Here is a 15,806-nt window from a genome sequence, read left to right as displayed (position 1 = left end):
GGAACTCCCCTTGTCTGCTTCCCGTTCCGTTTCGGCGGCCCTGTTCGTCGCGGCCGTCACCGCCTCCTTCCTGGTGCCGGTCGCACCGGCCCTGGCCGCCGACTCCCCGCACCTGCGGTTCTCGCAGCCGTACGTCCCCTCGATCGCCCCCGGCACGAGCGGCCGCGTCGTCATCGCCGCCTCGAACGGAGAGGACGCGGCCCGCAGCGGCACCTTCCACATCACCGCCCCGGAGCGGACCACCTTCCCGGAGGCCCGGATCTACTGGAACGGGCAGCGCGCGGCCGGCTCCTGCACCCGCTCCTCCGACGCGCGCCTGCTGACCTGCGAGGCCGGGACCCGCGCGGGCTTCGCCTTCCCGGCGAACGAGCAGACCCGGCTGGCGGTGACCGTGCGCGTGGACGCCGGCGCCCCGCAGGGCACGACCCTCGACGGCGGTGAATGGGCGGCCGACTCGGCGGCCCCCGCCCTGTTCGCGGTGGCCACCCCGGTGACGGGCCCGAAGGGCGACGACGGCCGCCCGGGCCACGACGGCCACCACGGCAAGCCGGGCCGCCCGGGCCCCAAGGGCGAGAAGGGCGACCAGGGCGAGAAGGGCGACCGCGGCGACACGGGCGAGCGCGGCCCGAAGGGCGACCGCGGCCCGGCCGGTCCCCGAGGCCCGCAGGGCCCCCAGGGCCCGAAGGGCGACACCGGCCCGTCGGGCGGACCCAAGGGAGACAAGGGAGACAAGGGCGACCGGGGCGACCGCGGCCCGAAGGGCGAGCGCGGCGACACGGGCGACCGCGGGCCGGCCGGTCCCCGAGGCCCGCAGGGCCCCCAGGGCCCGAAGGGCGACAAGGGAGACACCGGCAAGCCCGGCAGCTGCAAGAAGTGCGGCGGCCACCACGGCAAGGGCGAGAAGGGCGACAAGGGGGACAAGGGCCAGCACGGCGCGACCCCGTCGGCCCGCATCGTCACCTCCGGCCAGGGCCTCGGCGTCCGCTCCGGCCCCGGCACGGACCACGAGAAGACCGACAAGATCCCGAACGGCACCGTCGTGAAGCTCCAGTGCAAGGTCAACGGCCAGACCGTGGACGGCAATGCGATCTGGTACAAGCTCGCCGACGGCTCCGGCTGGATCGCCGCCCGCTACGCCCAGAACCTCAACAAGATCCCCGTCTGCTGACGCCCCCCGGACCCCCATGACAAAGGCCCCGCAGCCGAGAGGCCGCGGGGCCTTTGCCCTTCCACAAGGGAGTTACAGAGGCGACGGAAACGGTCACTCGTACCAGGTGACGCGACAAACGTAGACGCACTCGTGCCGGGGGACGGCGAGGAAGCTGATGAAGCCGCGCCCGCCGAGGATGTCGAACTCGCGCAGGCCACCCGGTCTTCCGGTGGGCCGGCCGACGGTTTCGGCATCACGGCCCAGAACCGACAATTCGGCGGCGATCCGTTCGACCTCCGCGATCACGCCGGGCGGCAGCCCACCGGTCACGTGGGTGTGGTCGTCGGTGTTGTAGTCCCAGGTCCAGCCGCTCACAGGCCGGTCTCGGCCTCTGCCTTGTCGAGGATCTGCTGGATCTCCGTCAGGGCGGCCGCGGGATCGTCCGCCCCCTCCTGGACCAGCCTCTCCAGGGCGTGCAGGCGGGCAGCCCGGCGGGGATGGCGTTCGATCTCCACGAAGACGGCCCACGAGTGGATGAACGCCCTCAACGGGGCCAAGGACTGCGCCTGCTGGGCACTCGTCGTGGCGTCGAAGAGGTGCTGCGTCAGGTCCGGCACGCGACTGGGGGCGATCTTGGCCACGGCCTCGCGGAGGGCGGCGGGCGTGAGTTCCGGCATGGGGATCAGCGGTCCGCCGTCGGCGGGGATCGGCGTACTCACGTGTCCTCCTCGGTCGGACTCCCCTCGGGAGTGGAGTCCCACGTTACCGCCGCGCCCGCCGGCCCGCGGATCCTTCGGCCATGACAAAGGCCCCGCAGCCGAGAGGCTGCGGGGCCTTTGCCCACATGGGATGAGTGGAGATGGCGGGAATCGAACCCGCGTCCAACGGTGCAGAAGCAGGGCTTCTCCGAGCGCAGTCCGCTGCGCTTTTCTCAGCCCCGGAGATCACACGGACAAGTCTCCGACGGGCTCAGTCACTGTTTGGTTTCCCTCCAGCCCCCGTGACCGGGGCTAGAGGTTTAGATCCCTAGTTGACGCCAGGATCCGGACCGGGACCACTTCCGGGCTGACGCTCCTCACAGAGGCTTCAGCTCACTGTTATTAGGCAGCGAGGGTGAAGCGGGAGTTATCGCTCTTGGAGTTGGCGATTATTGTTTGCGACATATGGTTAGCGAGATCATTGCCGCTTCCTCGGCTCGCTTCCCCTGCATCGACATCCGCTGTCGAAACCGATCATCCCCATGTTTTTTTAACAAGCTGCTCCGCCCCTTGCGGGGTGGTGCTGACGCCATGGTACGCGAAGACGACCACCGCGTGCCAGGCGATTAAACCGTACCGCGCTGCTTGCGGCGGATCGCCGAGATCGCGCGGTTCGTCTCACGGGTGTCCTGCTTCTCCCGCAGCGTCTGCCGCTTGTCGTACTCCTTCTTGCCCTTCGCCAGCGCGATCTCCACCTTCGCGCGGCCGTCCTTGAAGTACAGGGCGAGCGGGACGACCGTGTGGCCCGACTCCTCCGCCTTGCGCTCCAGCTTGTCGATCTCCTCCCGGTGCATGAGGAGCTTGCGCTTGCGCCGGGCGCTGTGGTTGGTCCAGGTGCCCTGGCTGTACTCCGGCACGTGCACGTTGTACATCCAGACCTCGCGGCCCTCCACCGACACGAAGCCGTCCACGAGGGAGGCCCGGCCCTGACGCATGGACTTGACCTCGGTGCCCGTGAGCACGATCCCGCACTCGTAGGTGTCGATGATCGTGTAGTCGTGCCGCGCCTTCTTGTTCTGGGCGATCAGCTTGCGCCCTTTTTCCTTAGCCATAGTGCGGTCATTTTCGCACTACGGACCCACCCCGAGGCCACCCAATACCGTGCGGCCCCGATCCTCGGCCCCGTCGCCCGCCGCGAGGTCCGGGGTGATCCCCCCGCCGTCGAGGCTGCGGCCCGCCGGCGTGCGGTACGTGCCCACCGTCAGCTCCGCCACCGAACCGTCCGGGAGTTCGGTCGGCATCTGCACCGAACCCTTGCCGAAGGTGCGGGTACCGACCGTCACGGCCCGGCCCCGGTCCTGGAGGGCGCCGGTGACCAGCTCGGCCGCGCTCATCGTGCCGCCGTCCACCAGGGCCACCAGCGGCCGGACCGTGTCCCCGCCGGGCGCGGCGTACAGGGCGCGCTCGGAGCCCCGTACGTCGTACGTGGCCACCAGCCCGCCGTCCAGGAACGCGGAGGCCGCCGTCACCGCCTCGGCGACCAGGCCCCCCGGGTTCCCGCGCAGGTCCAGCAGCACCCCGCCGCCCGCCGGGGCCGCGCGGACCGCGTCGCGCACCCGGTCCCCCGAGCCGCGGGTGAAGGAGGCGACCTTGATCACGGTGGTGCCGTCGGCGAGGCGGCGTACGGTCACCGGCTCGGCGCGCAGCCGCTCCCGGCGCACGGTCTCGGTGAGGGCGGCGCCGTCCCGGCCGAGGCCGAGCACCACCGGAGTGCCCGCCTCCCCGCGCAGCAGCGCCACCACCTCGGCCACGGCCAGGCCGGTCACGCCGTGGCCGTCCACGCTCAGCAGCCGGTCCCCGGTGCGCAGCCCGGCCCGGGCGGCGGGGCTGTCGGGCTGGACCCGCTCGATCTCGATCGCGCCGTCCCGGCGGCGGCCGGTCCAGACGCCGACGCCGGTCCAGCGGCCGTTGAGCTCGTCGGTGAAGGCGGCGTACTCGCCCTGGTCGTAGACGGCGCCCCAGCGGTCGCCGCTGCGGCTGACCACCTCCTCGGCGGCCTTCTTCCCCGACTTGCCCTCGGCGACGGCCTCGGCGGCGGCGCGGGCGACGGCCTCCCGGTCGGCGGTGCCGCTCCCCCGGGGGGCGGGCACGGGCGAGCCCACGAGCGCGAGCGGCCGGTCCTCCCGCGCCTCGCGGGGGCTCCAGCACCCGCTCCCCGCACCGGCGCCGACGGTGGCGAGGAACAGCAACGTCAAGACGGCCCCGCGACGCAGGTCGCGGGGCCAAAGACAGAGGGCGGGCAGACCCGGCATGCCGCCGAGTCTAGGACAAGCCCCGCGCGGGCACGGCCGGTTGGCCGGACCGCCCACGGGGCGCTCGTCACACCTTGAGGTACTTGCGCAGCGCGACGAACGCCGCCAGGGAGGGCATCAGCAGGCCGATGACCAGGACCAGCGGGAGCTTGGTGAGGACGGCGTCCCAGCCGATGAAGTTGATCAGCTGGAGCTTGTCGCGCAGGCCGATGCCGTGGTCGATCACGAAGTACTGGCCGGCGCCGAGCATGCCGCAGGCGAGACCGGCGCCGATGAGTCCGGCGACGGCGGCCTCCATGATGAACGGCACCTGGATGTAGAAGCCGGAGGCGCCCACCAGGCGCATGATCCCCGTCTCCCGCCGACGGCTGAACGCCGAGACGCGCACCGTGTTGACGATCAGCAGCAGCGCCACGATCAGCATGATCAGCATGATGCCGAGGGCCGCCCAGTTGAGGGTGCCGAGCAGGGCGAAGAGGTTGTCGAGCTCGCTGCTCTGGTCGGCGACCGACTGGACGCCGTCGCGCCCGGCGAACGCGGAGGTGATGACCGCGTACTTCTCCGGGTTGCGCAGCTTGACCCGGAAGGAGTCCGGCATCTGGTCCGGGGTGACGACGGAGGCCAGCGCCGTGTGGCCGAAGCGCTCCTTGTAGTGCTTGTAGGCCTCGTCCGAGGACTCGTACATGACCGTCTGGACGAGGGCCATCTTCTTGAGCTCGGTCTCGATGCCCTGCTTCTGCTCGGGGGTCACCGCGCCCTTGGAGCAGGGTTTGCCGCCGCCCGCCGCGGGCGCCCCGGCGGCGGGGGCTCCGGCCGCGTCGATGGCGTCGTTCTTGGTGCAGAGGTAGACGGTGACGTTGACCTTGTCGTACCAGAACCCCTTCATCGCGCTGACCTGGTCGCGCATGAGGAGGGAGCCCCCGAAGAGGGCCAGCGAGAGGGCCACGGAGATGATGACGGCGAAGGTCATGGTGAGATTGCGGCGGAGGCCGACGCCGATCTCCGACATGACGAACTGGGCGCGCATGGCGTCTGGGGACCTTTCAGTGCTGGTAGCCGTAGACACCGCGCGACTGGTCGCGCACGAGTCGGCCCTGTTCGAGTTCGATGACGCGCTTGCGCATCTGGTCGACGATCTGCTGGTCGTGCGTCGCCATGATCACGGTGGTGCCGGTCCGGTTGATCCGGTCCAGCAGCTTCATGATCCCGACGGAGGTCTGCGGGTCGAGGTTGCCGGTCGGCTCGTCCGCGATCAGCAGGGCGGGCCGGTTGACGAAGGCGCGGGCGATGGCCACGCGCTGCTGCTCGCCGCCGGACAGCTCGCCCGGCATCCGGCCCTCCTTGCCGCCGAGGCCGACCAGCTCCAGCACCTGCGGGACGGCCTTGCGGATCTCACCGCGCGGTTTGCCGATCACCTCCTGCGCGAAGGCGACGTTCTCGGCCACCGTCTTGTTCGGCAGGAGCCGGAAGTCCTGGAAGACGGTCCCCAGCTGGCGCCGCATGTGCGGGACCTTCCAGTTGGAGAGCTTCGCGAGGTCCTTCCCCAGCACGTGCACCTGACCGTGGCTGGCCCGTTCCTCGCGCAGGACCAGCCGCAGGAAGGTGGACTTGCCGGAGCCGGAGGAGCCGACCAGGAAGACGAACTCGCCCTTGGCGATGTCCAGGGAGACATCTCTGAGTGCGGGACGGTTCTGCTTCGGGTAGGACTTGGAGACGTTGTCGAATCGGATCACGGGTGCACCACGGTCGCCGGGAGTAGGTGAGCGTGACCATACGCGACCGGGCGCGGGGTGGGGACCCGGCATCCGCAGTTGCCCGATTTATCCCGGGTGCCCGCCGGGTCGTTTCGCGATTGCCCGGACGGGCCGCGCCGAATGTCGGCGGAGCTGGCACAGTGGTAGGGGAACGGACCCGGTCCCCGTGCCGTTAACGAGGGGACGAGAGGAGGAGCGCATGACATTTGACCGGCTCGTATGCGCGAACTGCGCCGCACCCGTCAGCCAGGGCCGCTGCCCGGTGTGCCGGGCGAACCGGGAGCGCCTCCAGCAGCAGGAGGGCCCCTTCGGCGGCCTGAATCCGGTGACGCTCATCGCGCTTCTGGTTGTGCTGGTGGGCGCGCTGGCCCTGGTGGCCCGGACCGCCTAGCAGGCCGCGCCGCGTCCCGATCACCGATGGCCGTGATCACACGTAATGAGGACGTCATGGGAAAGGGCCCGGACACCTGAGGGTGTCCGGGCCCTTCCTCATGCTCTGGGCGGGCGGGGGTTACGCGCCCTGCTCCTGCTGCTTGCGCCAGCGGATCCCGGCCTCCAGGAAGCCGTCGATCTCGCCGTCGAGGACCGCCTGCGGGTTGCCGACCTCGAACTCCGTCCGCAGGTCCTTGACCATCTGGTACGGGTGCAGGACGTAGGAGCGCATCTGGTTGCCCCAGGAGCTGCCGCCGTCCTTGAGGGCGTCCATCTTGTCCTTCTCCTCCTGGCGGCGCCGCTCCAGCAGCTTGGCCTGGAGGACGTTCATCGCGCTGGCCTTGTTCTGGATCTGCGAGCGCTCGTTCTGGCAGGAGACCACGATGCCGGTCGGCAGGTGCGTGATGCGCACCGCCGAGTCGGTGGTGTTGACGCCCTGGCCGCCGGGGCCGGAGGCGCGGTACACGTCGACGCGCAGCTCGGCCTCGTCGATCTCGACGTGGTCGCTGGTCTCGACGACCGGGAGGACCTCGACGCCGGCGAAGGAGGTCTGGCGGCGGCCCTGGTTGTCGAAGGGCGAGATGCGCACGAGGCGGTGCGTGCCCTGCTCGACGGAGAGGGTGCCGTAGGCGTACGGGGCCTTGACGACGAAGGTGGTCGACTTGATGCCGGCCTCTTCCGCGTACGAGGTCTCGTAGATCTCGGTGGAGTAGCCGTGGCGCTCGGCCCAGCGCAGGTACATGCGCTGGAGGCGCTCGGCGAAGTCGGAGGCGTCGACGCCGCCGGCCTCGGCACGGATGTTGACCAGGGCCTCGCGCTCGGCGTACTCGCCGGAGAGCAGGGTCCGGACCTCCATCTCGTCCAGCGCCTTGCGCACGGAGACCAGCTCGGTCTCCGCCTCCGCGAGGGTGTCCGCGTCGTCCATCTCCTGGGCGAGCTCGAACAGGACCGCGAGGTCGTCGATCCGGCCGCGCAGGGTCTCGGTCTTGCGGACCTCCGCCTGGAGGTGCGAAAGCTTGCTCGTGATCTTCTGGGCGGCGTCCGGGTCGTCCCACAGGGACGGCGCGGCGGCCTGCTCCTCGAGCACGGCGATCTCTGCCCTCAGCTTGTCGAGGTCCAGGACGGCCTCGATCGACCCCATGGTCGAGGAGAGGGACTTCAGCTCTTCGGAAACATCGACGACTGCCACGGGTCCAGACTAGCCGGTCCCCGGAGGGCACTCTCCGGCCAGGCCGGATCAACCCGTACGGGGAGGGGTGGGTACGGGCGTACGCTCACCGTATGACTGTTCACCTCGTGAAGCGCCGCCATGTGGACCACATGCGTGTCACCACCACGAGCTGTCAGCCGACGGACCCCGCACGAGCCTGATCCACCCCGATCCGACTTCGGTCCCGTACGCGGCCCTTCTGCCCCGGCGCCATCCCTGCCGGCGGCTCGCTCCTCCGCCTTGCCCCGCCATCTCAGGGGCACGGGACCCCGTGACATCCGAAACGGAGCCGTCATGCCGTCCGCGCACCCTTCCTCCTCGCTCTCCCCCTCCCCCTCTCCGGCCCTCTCCCCGGCCTTCTCCCCCGCTTCGGCGCCCTCCGCGTCCGACCCCGCCGCCTCGCTCGCCGTCATCGACCTCTCCCGGGCGGACGACCCCGCCGAGCGGGCCGACTTCCTCAAGCAGCTGCACGCGGCCGCGCGGGACACCGGGTTCCTGTACCTGACCGGGCACGGCATAAGCGAGTCGGAGACCGCCCGGATCCTTGAGCTGACCAGGGCCTTCTTCGCGCTCCCGGAGGCCGACCGGCTTTCGGTGAGCAATCTGAACTCCCCGCACTTCCGGGGCTACACCCGCATCGGGCACGAGCTGACGGGCGGCGCCAGCGACTGGCGCGACCAGCTCGACGTCGGCGCCGAGCGGCCGGCTCCGGCGGTGGGGCCGGACGACCCGGCGTACCTGTGGCTGGAGGGCCCCAACCAGTGGCCGGCGGCCCTGCCGGAGCTGCGCGGGGTGGTCCTCGACTGGCAGGCGCGGCTGGCGGCGGTGGCGCACCGGCTGCTCCAGGAGCTGCTGGCCTCGATCGGCGCTCCCTCGGACTTCTTCGACGCGGCCTTCGCCGACCGCCCCCACCTGCACACGAAGCTCATCCGCTACCCGGGGTCCGCGCCGTCGGGCGCCGGCCAGGGCGTGGGGGCGCACAAGGACTACGGCTTCCTGACGCTGCTGCTCCAGGACTCGGTGGGCGGGCTCCAGGTGGTCCGGGACGGCGGCTACGTCGACATCGCGCCACGGCCCGGAGCGTTCGTGGTGAACCTGGGCGAGCTGCTGGAGATCGCCACGGAGGGGTACCTGCGGGCCACCGACCACCGGGTGGTGAGCCCGCCGGGGGCGGTGGAGCGCTACTCGGTGCCGTTCTTCTACAACCCGCGGCTGGACGCGGTCGTCGAGACCGTCCCCGGGGAGTACCTGCGCTCCGCGCCGGGCCTGGCCCAGGACTCGTCGAACCCCTTGCACGCGGAGTACGGCCGCAATGAGCTCAAGGGCTGGGTACGCGCCCACCCCGCGGTGGCCCGCCGCTGGCACCCGGCCCTGACGACGGCCTGACGCGGGGCGGCCGGGGGCGACGGCCCGACGCGGCGGACGGGGCGGCTCCGGCCGGCCCCGGCCGGGGCCTCGGCTCCCGGCCGGTCTACGGCTGGGCCGGGGCGGAGTGCTCGTTGTCCCGCGGCCGCGGCGCCGGGTCGTCGCCGGACAGGGCCAGCCAGCTCCCGACACCGACCGCGGCGGCCAGCGCCACCGCCGAGGCGGACAGCACCAGGCGCCGCTTGCGCGCGGCCTCGGCCCGGTGCCGGGCGGAGCCCGGGCGGTGACCGCCGGCCGGCCGCGGGACCCGGGCCGTGCCCAGCGCCCCGCCCGCCAGCTCGTCCGGCCCCGGCACCCGCATGGAGGTGTGGGTGTCCCGGTTGGAGTCGGTCGAGGAGCCCGGCACCAGGGGAACCACCCCGCGCCTGCGCACGGGCTGGGCGGCCGGCTCCTGGGAGGGCTCCGGCGGCTCCGCGTCGGCGTCGTCGGGCTCGTCCACGTCCAGCGGGGGCATCCCGGCCAGCAGCGGCAGCAGGTCCCGCAGCCGGACGGACAGCTCCGAGGCCCGCAGCCGGGAGGCCGGCGCCTTGGCCAGGCACTGGACCATCAGCTGCCACAGCTCGTCGGGGATCCCCGGCAGCGGGACGACGGTCTCCGTCACGTGCCGGCGCAGCACCGCGCCCGGGTGTCCCCCGCCGAAGGGGGTGAAGCCGGCGAGCAGCTCGTAGAGCACGGTCGCCAGGGCGTATATGTCGACGGCCGCCCGCGGCGGCAGGCCCTCCACTATCTCCGGCGCGAGGTAGTCCGGCGTGCCGATGATCCGGGTGGTGGGCGCGCCGGCCCGCCCTCCCGTGGCGGCCCGGCGGGGCGAGTCGATCAGCTTGGCCACGCCGAAGTCGGTGAGCAGCGCGGGGTGCGCGCCGCCCGGGCCGAGCGGGCCCTGCATGTCGAGGAGGACGTTCTCCGGTTTGACGTCCCGGTGGACGACGCCCGCCGCGTGGGCCGCCGCCAGCGCGTCCGCGACGTCCGCGACGACGGCCACGGCCGCCTCGGGGGCCAGCCGCCGCTCGCGGTCGAGGCGCGTGCGCAGGTCCGTGCCGCGGACGAGGTCCATGACGAGGGCGAGGTCGTTGCCGTCCACGACGAGGTCGCGGACGGAGACGATGTGCGGGTGCTCCAGGCCGAGCAGGGCGCTGCGCTCCTGGACGAAGCGCCCGACCAGCTCCTGGTCCGACGCGAGGTCCTCGCGCAGCAGTTTGACGGCGACGGGGCCGTCAGGTCCCTCGCCCAGCCACACCGTGCCCGCGCTGCCGCGCCCCAGGATCTGGTGCGCGGTGTACCGGCTGCCGATCTTCCGTGCCACGACTGCTCCCTCAGCGGCTGGCGTACGCGATAAAGCTACGCGGCCGAATGGGGGTTGAACGCTCCGGATCGCGGCGACCTTCACTTCTGCGGGCGAAATCACGTCCTGGATGTCGACAAATCCACGAAGTCGGCGCTACGGGGCCGCATCGGCGGCCCCGTGACGGCACGTCAGGGGGTTCCGCCGCCACCGCTCGTGGAGCTTCCGAAGGAGCTGACGAAGTCGACGGCCTGATTGCCCCAGCTCCAGACCTGGTCCCACCAGCTCTTGCCGGTGCCGACCCATTCCTGGAGCGGGGTGAGCTCCCAGACCAGCCAGCCGCCGACGAACAGCAGCAGGATCATGACCAGACAGCCCTTGAGGCAGCCGAGCCCGGGGATCTTGACCGGGTTGACGCTGCGGCGGCGCGGTTCGCGCGGCTCACGCGGCTCACGCGGGGGCCGCTGCTGCTGCGGGGGCTGCGACGCGGGCCGCTGCTGCTGGGGAGGCTGCTGCGGCGGCTGGTACTGCTGCGGCTGCTGGTACTGCTGAGGCTGCTGGTACTGCTGAGGCTGCTGCGGCTGATAGTGCTGCGGCTGCTGCTGGTACTGCTGCGGCGGAGGCGCCGGGCGGTACTGCGGAGGCTGCTGGTACTGCTGCGGCGGCTGGTACTGCTGCTGCTGCCGGGGCTGGTGCTGCGGGGGCGGCGGGGCCTGCCGCTGGGGGCGCCGGCGCAGCGGGTCCTCGCTCGGGTCGAGGTACTGCATCTGCGTCTGCTCGTTGCGGTCCCGCGCGGCCCGCATCTGCGACTCCCACGGGTGCGGGCTGTCGGGCCGCTGCACCGGGGGCATCACCGAGGTCGGGTCGGGGGCGCCGCCCCGCGCGCCGGGGGCGCCGGTGCTGGGCAGCACGGTGGTGGCGTCGGCCCCGCCGACCGGCGGCAGCACGCTGGTCATGCCGTTCGGGTCGTAGGCGCCCATCGGCGCGGCGGCCCCGGCGGGCAGCGCCTGCGTCGGGCCGGCGGCGCCGGGGACCGTGGGGACGGGCGCGGGCGAGGGGTCGGGCACGAGCAGGGCGCCGACGCCGATCGCGGCCTCGACCTCGTCGGGCGAGGAGTGCACGCGGATGCCGGAGGCGACCACGCGCAGGCCGCGGGCGAGGTTCTCGGCGCTCGGCCGCTCGTCGGGCTCCTTGCGCAGGCAGCGCTCGATGACGGTCCACAGCGGCTCGGGCAGGGTCGCGGGGCGCTGGGGCTCCTCGCTGAGGTGCCGGTGGAGCACTTCGAGGGCGGTGCCGCCCGCGAAGGGCGGGCGCCCGGTGACGAGCTCGTACAGGAGGATGCCGGCGCCGTAGATGTCGACGGCGGAGGTCTGCGGGCGGCCCTCGGCCGACTCGGGCGCCACGTAGGCGGGGGTGCCGACGAACTCGTGGGTGCGGGTCAGGCCCGGGGAGTCGGCCAGGCGCGCGATGCCGAAGTCGGTGAGCATCGGCTTCATCTGGCCGCCGCGCTCGTCGAGCAGCACGTTGGCGGGCTTCAGGTCGCGGTGGACGACGCCGTCGGCGTGGCTGGCGGCGAGCGCGTCGGCGATCTGCGCGGTGAGCAGGCACGCGGCGACCGGGCTGAAGGGGCCGTTCTCGCGGATGTACTTGTGCAGGTCCGGGCCGTCGATCAGGTCCATGACCAGGGCCAGCAGGTCCCCCTCGACCACGAGGTCGCGGGTGCGGACGATGTTGGGGTGGGTCAGGCGCAGCAGGACGGAGCGCTCGCGCAGGAAGCGCATGACGATGTCCGCGTCCTGGGCCAGCTCCTCCTTGAGGACCTTGATGGCCACGGTCTCGCCGGGCTGCCCGGCGACGGCTGCCTCCGCGCCGGCGGTCTCCCGCTGGCGGGCACGCCAGACAGTGCCCGTGGCGCCGCGCCCGAGCGGCTCCTCGAGCAGGTACTTGCTGCCGACTGGCCGCACGTCTCGCGCTCCCCTGCTGTCGTGTTCGTCGGGTGTTTCCCCGGGGTGTTTCGGCTGATTCCGCTGGATGGGTTTCCGGCCCAACTCTAGGGGGTGTCCCCGGGGAAGACGCGGTCCGACGGAGGTTGGTTGCCGCACATATGTGCGAAGGGTGAGTTTTGCGGGGTATGCCGGAGGCGATTTTCCGCAGCTCCGTGTCCGTATTCGTACGACGGGCGGACAGTACCGAGATCGATCAAGATCATTTGTCGGCAGGTGCCGGGCGTGTCGTACACGACAGGTGCGAGGATGCACCCGTACGGAACGGCGGGGACGGGAGCCGCGCCTTCCGGCAGACCTGACCGGACGACGCGTCCGTGCCGGGCGGGGGGTGTGCGGGCAGGCGTGCCCCGCCGTTTCCCTGCCGGGCGCACGCACCGCGCACCGCGCGCTCGCGCTCCGCGCAGAAGGGACCGCTGACGCGATGCAGATCCGGCTGACCGTCCTCGGGCCGCGCAGCGGCCACCAGAGCTCCACCGCCCCGGCCGGCTGTGACGTGCTCGTCACCGCGCCCGCCGGGACCGCGCTGGCCGCGGTCGCCTCCGGGCTCGCGGCGACCGTCGGCGGGCCCGACACCGGCGGCACGGTGGTGCTCTACTGCGGTGCGCGCCGGCTGGACGCGCAGCGCGCCGTGCTCGGGGAGCCCCCGCTGGTGGACGGCGCGGTGCTGACGCTCAACGCCCCCGCCCCGGACGCGGACGCCGTCGGCGACTGCGGCCTCCCGGCGGGCGACGGCCCCGCCGAACCGCAGCTGCACGTGGTGGCCGGGCCCGACGCGGGCGGTGTGCACCTGCTGCACCCCGGGGCCATTCGCATCGGGCGCTCGGCGGACGCGGACGTACCGCTGGACGACCCGGACGTGTCACGGCTGCACTGCGCGGTGACGGTGGGGGCGGACGGCCGGGTGGCGGTGGCCGACCTCGGCTCGACGAACGGCACCACCCTCGACGGCGCCCCGGTGGGCGTGCGGGCGGTCCCGCTGGCGCCGGGCGCGCTGCTGCGCATCGGCGAATCGACGCTCCGGCTGGCCGCAGGGGGCGCGCGCCCCCTGCCCGTCGCCCCGGACCTGGAGGGCCACCTCGCGCTCCCGGGCCGCACGCACGCCCCCGGCGGCGCCGACGGCGCGGGCGGTTCCGCCCCCCACGCCCCGGACCCCGGCCCGCACACCGGCGGCGGCGCCGGCACCTCCTGGCCCCCGGCCCCCGGCGCCCCGGCAGCCTCCGGCGGCGCTCCCGCCGAATGGCCCGCGCCCGGCGGGAGCGGCCCCCGCAGGGAGCCCCCCGACTCCGGCATGGGCCTGCACCCCGGCACCCCCCGCCCCGGCACGCCCGGCGCGGGCTCCCCCGGCACGTACGGCGGCGGTCCGGCGGGCGTCCCCGCCGACGACCCCGCCGACGGCCCGGCGGGCGGCGGCAAGCGGCGCGGGCTCGGGGCCTGGGCGCGCCGGTGGGTGCGCGGCGAAGGGGCCCCGGAGGAGGCCGGGGCCGAGGCGGAGCCGGTGGTGGCGGCCGCGGTGCCCGACGCCGACGACCCGGCGTCGCTGCTGCTGGCGGCGCTCGGGCCGACGGAGCGGCTCTGGTCGCGCGGCCCCGGCCACCCCGGGTTCCTGGAGGCCGGACTCGGCGCCGGGAGCCGGGTGGCGCTGACCGCGTGCGGTTCGCTCGGGATCACGGGGCCGCGGGCGCGGCTGACGGGCGTGGCCCGGTCGGTGATCGCCCAGCTGGCCGGGCTGCACGCGCCCGCGCGGCTGGAGGTGGTGCTGCTGGCGGCGGACCGCGTACGCCCCCTCCAGGAGCGGCGGCGCGACTGGGGCTGGCTCGGCTGGCTGCCCCACGTACGCCCGGCGCACGGACAGGACTGCCGGCTGCTGCTGGCGTACGACCGGGAGCAGGCGGCGGCCCGGACCGGGGAGCTGGCCCGGCGCCTGGACGACAGCGCGCTCGGCACGAACTGGGCGGCGGCCGACGCGGCGGCGCTGCGGCAGGCCGCGCGGGCCTACGCGGGCCCGCGCACCCTGGTGGTCCTGGACGGCGATCCGGGCGCGGGCGCCCTGCGCGACGTCACGGCCCGGCTCGCCTCGCACGGGGCGGCCGCGGGCATCCACGTACTGGTGCTCGCGGAGGCGCCGGCGGCGACCGCGGCCTCTCCGGTGGCGGCGACGTACGAGGCGGCCTGCGCGGCCGCTCCGGCGCTGCGGGACTGTACGGCGGCCGCCCTGCTGAGCGGGGACGTCGCCACGGCCGTCCGCCTCTTCGCGGTGGCGGGCGGCAGACTCCAGCCGCCCGGGGAGACGGCCGTCGCGGACGGGGTCTCGGCCGCCTGGGCGGAGCGGTTCGCCCGGGCGCTGGCCCCGCTGCGCGCGGAGGGGGCGGCCGGGGAGGGTTCGGGGTACCGGCCGGCGGCGGCGAGCCTGCCGGCGGCGTCGCGGCTCCTCGACGAGCTCGGCCTGGCCCGGGCCACCCCGGCCTCCCTGATGGCCCGCTGGGCGGCCGCCACCGACCAGGGCCAGGACGTCGGCGGCCGCGCCGAGATCGTGCTCGGCGCGGGCCGGCGCGGCCCGGTCGGCGCCGAGCTGGTCCACGACGGACCGCACCTGCTGGTGGAGGGTCCCGCCGGGAGCGGCCGCACGGAGCTGCTGCGCTCGCTGGCCGCGTCCCTCTCGGCGGCGGCCCGCCCCGACCGGCTGGGCCTGGTCCTGCTGGACGGCGCCGGCGGGGAGCGCGGCGACGGCCTCCTGCCGTGCACGGAGCTCCCGCACGTGTCGGCCCACCTGGTGGCCTCGGACCCGCTGCGCATGCGGGAGTTCGCGCAGGCCCTCGGCGCGGAGCTGAAGCGCCGCCACGAGCTGCTGGACGGGGTCGCCTTCGCGGAGTGGCACGCCGGGCGGGAGCTGTCGGGCCGGATGGTCGCACCCCGCCGGCCCACCCCGGGCGAGCTGCGCGGCGACCTCGACTCCCCGCGCACCGGCACCCTGCGGCTGCGGGCGGCGGCCACCCGCGCCGAGCCGCCGGCCGGGCCGAGTCCGCTGCCCCGGCTGGTGGTGCTGGTGGACGACTTCGACGCGCTGGTCGCGCCCGCGCTGGGCAGTACGGGCCGCCCGGCGGCCGGTTCGGTGGTGCGGGCGCTGGAGGCGGTGGCCCGCGAGGGCACCCGGCTCGGGGTGCACCTGATCGCGGCCAGTGCCCGCCCGGACCGGACGGCGGAGACCGAGCTGGTGCGCCGCTCGACGCTGCGGGTCGAGCTGGACGCGCCGGACCGCCCGGGTCCGGGCCGCGGCGTGCTGCGGTACGCGGACGGGCGCGCGGTGCCGTTCCAGGCGGGCCGGGTGACGGGCCGGATCCCGCGCACGGCGACGCTGCGGCCGACCGTGGTGCCGGTGGAGTGGGAGCGGATGGGTGATCCACCGGCCCGCCGTCCGGTGCGCGAGCTGGGCAACGGCCCGACCGACCTGGCGCTGCTGGCCAGTGCCCTGGAGCGGGCCTCCCACCTGGTCTCGGCGGTGCCGGTGCTGTTCCCGCCCGCGCCCTGAGGCCCCGTACC

Annotated in this window: 13 protein-coding genes and 1 other RNA gene; 4 read left to right on the top strand and 10 right to left on the bottom strand. The window is 74.0% G+C overall.

Annotated features, from left to right (window positions below):
* Positions 1-10 precede the first annotated feature (10 nt).
* The gene (locus ACFYYT_RS04340; protein ID WP_351822980.1) at positions 11-1,168 is read left to right on the top strand and encodes an SH3 domain-containing protein; all 1,158 of its coding nucleotides are present in this window, start codon (positions 11-13) and stop codon (positions 1,166-1,168) included.
* Positions 1,169-1,261: 93 nt separating this feature from the next.
* Here the strand turns inward: ACFYYT_RS04340 and ACFYYT_RS04335 are convergent, their stop codons facing one another.
* The 7 genes from ACFYYT_RS04335 to ftsE form a co-directional block, all read right to left on the bottom strand.
* A complete protein-coding gene (locus ACFYYT_RS04335) occupies positions 1,262-1,525 on the bottom strand; it encodes a hypothetical protein (protein ID WP_351822977.1) in 264 nt (87 codons plus the stop codon).
* A complete protein-coding gene (locus tag ACFYYT_RS04330) occupies positions 1,522-1,827 on the bottom strand; it encodes a hypothetical protein (RefSeq protein WP_351823095.1) in 306 nt (101 codons plus the stop codon). Before ACFYYT_RS04330 ends, ACFYYT_RS04335 begins: the two co-directional genes overlap by 4 nt.
* Positions 1,828-2,001: 174 nt before the next feature.
* Positions 2,002-2,390: a transfer-messenger RNA gene (gene ssrA / locus ACFYYT_RS04325) on the bottom strand.
* 84 nt (positions 2,391-2,474) lie between these two features.
* Positions 2,475-2,960: an SsrA-binding protein SmpB gene (smpB, locus tag ACFYYT_RS04320; protein WP_351822974.1), complete on the bottom strand. Its 486-nt coding sequence runs from the start codon at positions 2,958-2,960 to the stop codon at positions 2,475-2,477.
* A gap of 18 nt (positions 2,961-2,978) precedes the next feature.
* On the bottom strand, positions 2,979-4,160 hold the full coding sequence (locus tag ACFYYT_RS04315) for a S41 family peptidase (protein WP_351822971.1): 1,182 nt from the start codon (positions 4,158-4,160) through the stop codon (positions 2,979-2,981).
* A 67-nt stretch (positions 4,161-4,227) separates the two neighbouring features.
* On the bottom strand, positions 4,228-5,187 hold the full coding sequence (gene ftsX / locus ACFYYT_RS04310) for a permease-like cell division protein FtsX (protein ID WP_351822969.1): 960 nt from the start codon (positions 5,185-5,187) through the stop codon (positions 4,228-4,230).
* A 16-nt stretch (positions 5,188-5,203) separates the two neighbouring features.
* The gene (gene ftsE / locus ACFYYT_RS04305) at positions 5,204-5,893 is read right to left on the bottom strand and encodes a cell division ATP-binding protein FtsE (RefSeq protein ID WP_030240478.1); all 690 of its coding nucleotides are present in this window, start codon (positions 5,891-5,893) and stop codon (positions 5,204-5,206) included.
* Positions 5,894-6,113: 220 nt separating this feature from the next.
* Here ftsE and ACFYYT_RS04300 point away from each other — a divergent pair, with 220 nt between their 5' ends.
* Complete coding sequence (locus ACFYYT_RS04300) at positions 6,114-6,305, top strand: hypothetical protein (RefSeq protein WP_351822964.1); 192 nt, start codon at positions 6,114-6,116, stop codon at positions 6,303-6,305.
* 120 nt (positions 6,306-6,425) lie between these two features.
* On the opposite strand, the gene prfB is transcribed toward ACFYYT_RS04300, so the two are convergent.
* Positions 6,426-7,535 (bottom strand): peptide chain release factor 2, encoded by a 1,110-nt coding sequence (gene prfB, locus ACFYYT_RS04295; protein WP_351822962.1) that lies wholly within the window; start codon positions 7,533-7,535, stop codon positions 6,426-6,428.
* Between the two features lie 315 nt (positions 7,536-7,850).
* Here prfB and ACFYYT_RS04290 point away from each other — a divergent pair, with 315 nt between their 5' ends.
* Complete coding sequence (locus ACFYYT_RS04290; RefSeq protein WP_351822960.1) at positions 7,851-8,942, top strand: 2-oxoglutarate and iron-dependent oxygenase domain-containing protein; 1,092 nt, start codon at positions 7,851-7,853, stop codon at positions 8,940-8,942.
* An 85-nt stretch (positions 8,943-9,027) separates the two neighbouring features.
* On the opposite strand, the gene ACFYYT_RS04285 is transcribed toward ACFYYT_RS04290, so the two are convergent.
* A complete protein-coding gene (locus ACFYYT_RS04285; RefSeq protein WP_351822957.1) occupies positions 9,028-10,284 on the bottom strand; it encodes a serine/threonine-protein kinase in 1,257 nt (418 codons plus the stop codon).
* A 170-nt stretch (positions 10,285-10,454) separates the two neighbouring features.
* The gene (locus ACFYYT_RS04280; protein WP_351822954.1) at positions 10,455-12,227 is read right to left on the bottom strand and encodes a serine/threonine-protein kinase; all 1,773 of its coding nucleotides are present in this window, start codon (positions 12,225-12,227) and stop codon (positions 10,455-10,457) included.
* Between the two features lie 463 nt (positions 12,228-12,690).
* On the opposite strand from ACFYYT_RS04280, the gene ACFYYT_RS04275 reads away from it, so the two are divergent.
* Entirely contained in the window at positions 12,691-15,795 is a 3,105-nt protein-coding gene (locus ACFYYT_RS04275) for an FtsK/SpoIIIE domain-containing protein (protein WP_388606920.1), read from the top strand.
* Positions 15,796-15,806 lie beyond the last annotated feature (11 nt).

Source organism: Streptomyces sp. NPDC002032, assembly GCF_042890765.1.
In the GTDB taxonomy this organism is placed as follows: domain Bacteria; phylum Actinomycetota; class Actinomycetes; order Streptomycetales; family Streptomycetaceae; genus Streptomyces.
Note: the sequence above shows the minus strand (reverse complement) of the source record. Positions and strands in the feature narration are given on the sequence as shown.

What these genes read in the sequence shown, in the direction of transcription:
- ACFYYT_RS04330 (WP_351823095.1), bottom strand. Translation starts at nt 1,827, where the DNA reads ATGCCGGAACTCACGCCCGCCGCCCTCCGCGAGGCCGTGGCCAAGATC.
- smpB (WP_351822974.1), bottom strand. Translation starts at nt 2,960, where the DNA reads ATGGCTAAGGAAAAAGGGCGCAAGCTGATCGCCCAGAACAAGAAGGCG.
- ACFYYT_RS04315 (WP_351822971.1), bottom strand. Translation starts at nt 4,160, where the DNA reads ATGCCGGGTCTGCCCGCCCTCTGTCTTTGGCCCCGCGACCTGCGTCGC.
- ftsX (WP_351822969.1), bottom strand. Translation starts at nt 5,187, where the DNA reads ATGCGCGCCCAGTTCGTCATGTCGGAGATCGGCGTCGGCCTCCGCCGC.
- ACFYYT_RS04300 (WP_351822964.1), top strand. Translation starts at nt 6,114, where the DNA reads ATGACATTTGACCGGCTCGTATGCGCGAACTGCGCCGCACCCGTCAGC.
- ACFYYT_RS04290 (WP_351822960.1), top strand. Translation starts at nt 7,851, where the DNA reads ATGCCGTCCGCGCACCCTTCCTCCTCGCTCTCCCCCTCCCCCTCTCCG.
- ACFYYT_RS04275 (WP_388606920.1), top strand. Translation starts at nt 12,691, where the DNA reads ATGCAGATCCGGCTGACCGTCCTCGGGCCGCGCAGCGGCCACCAGAGC.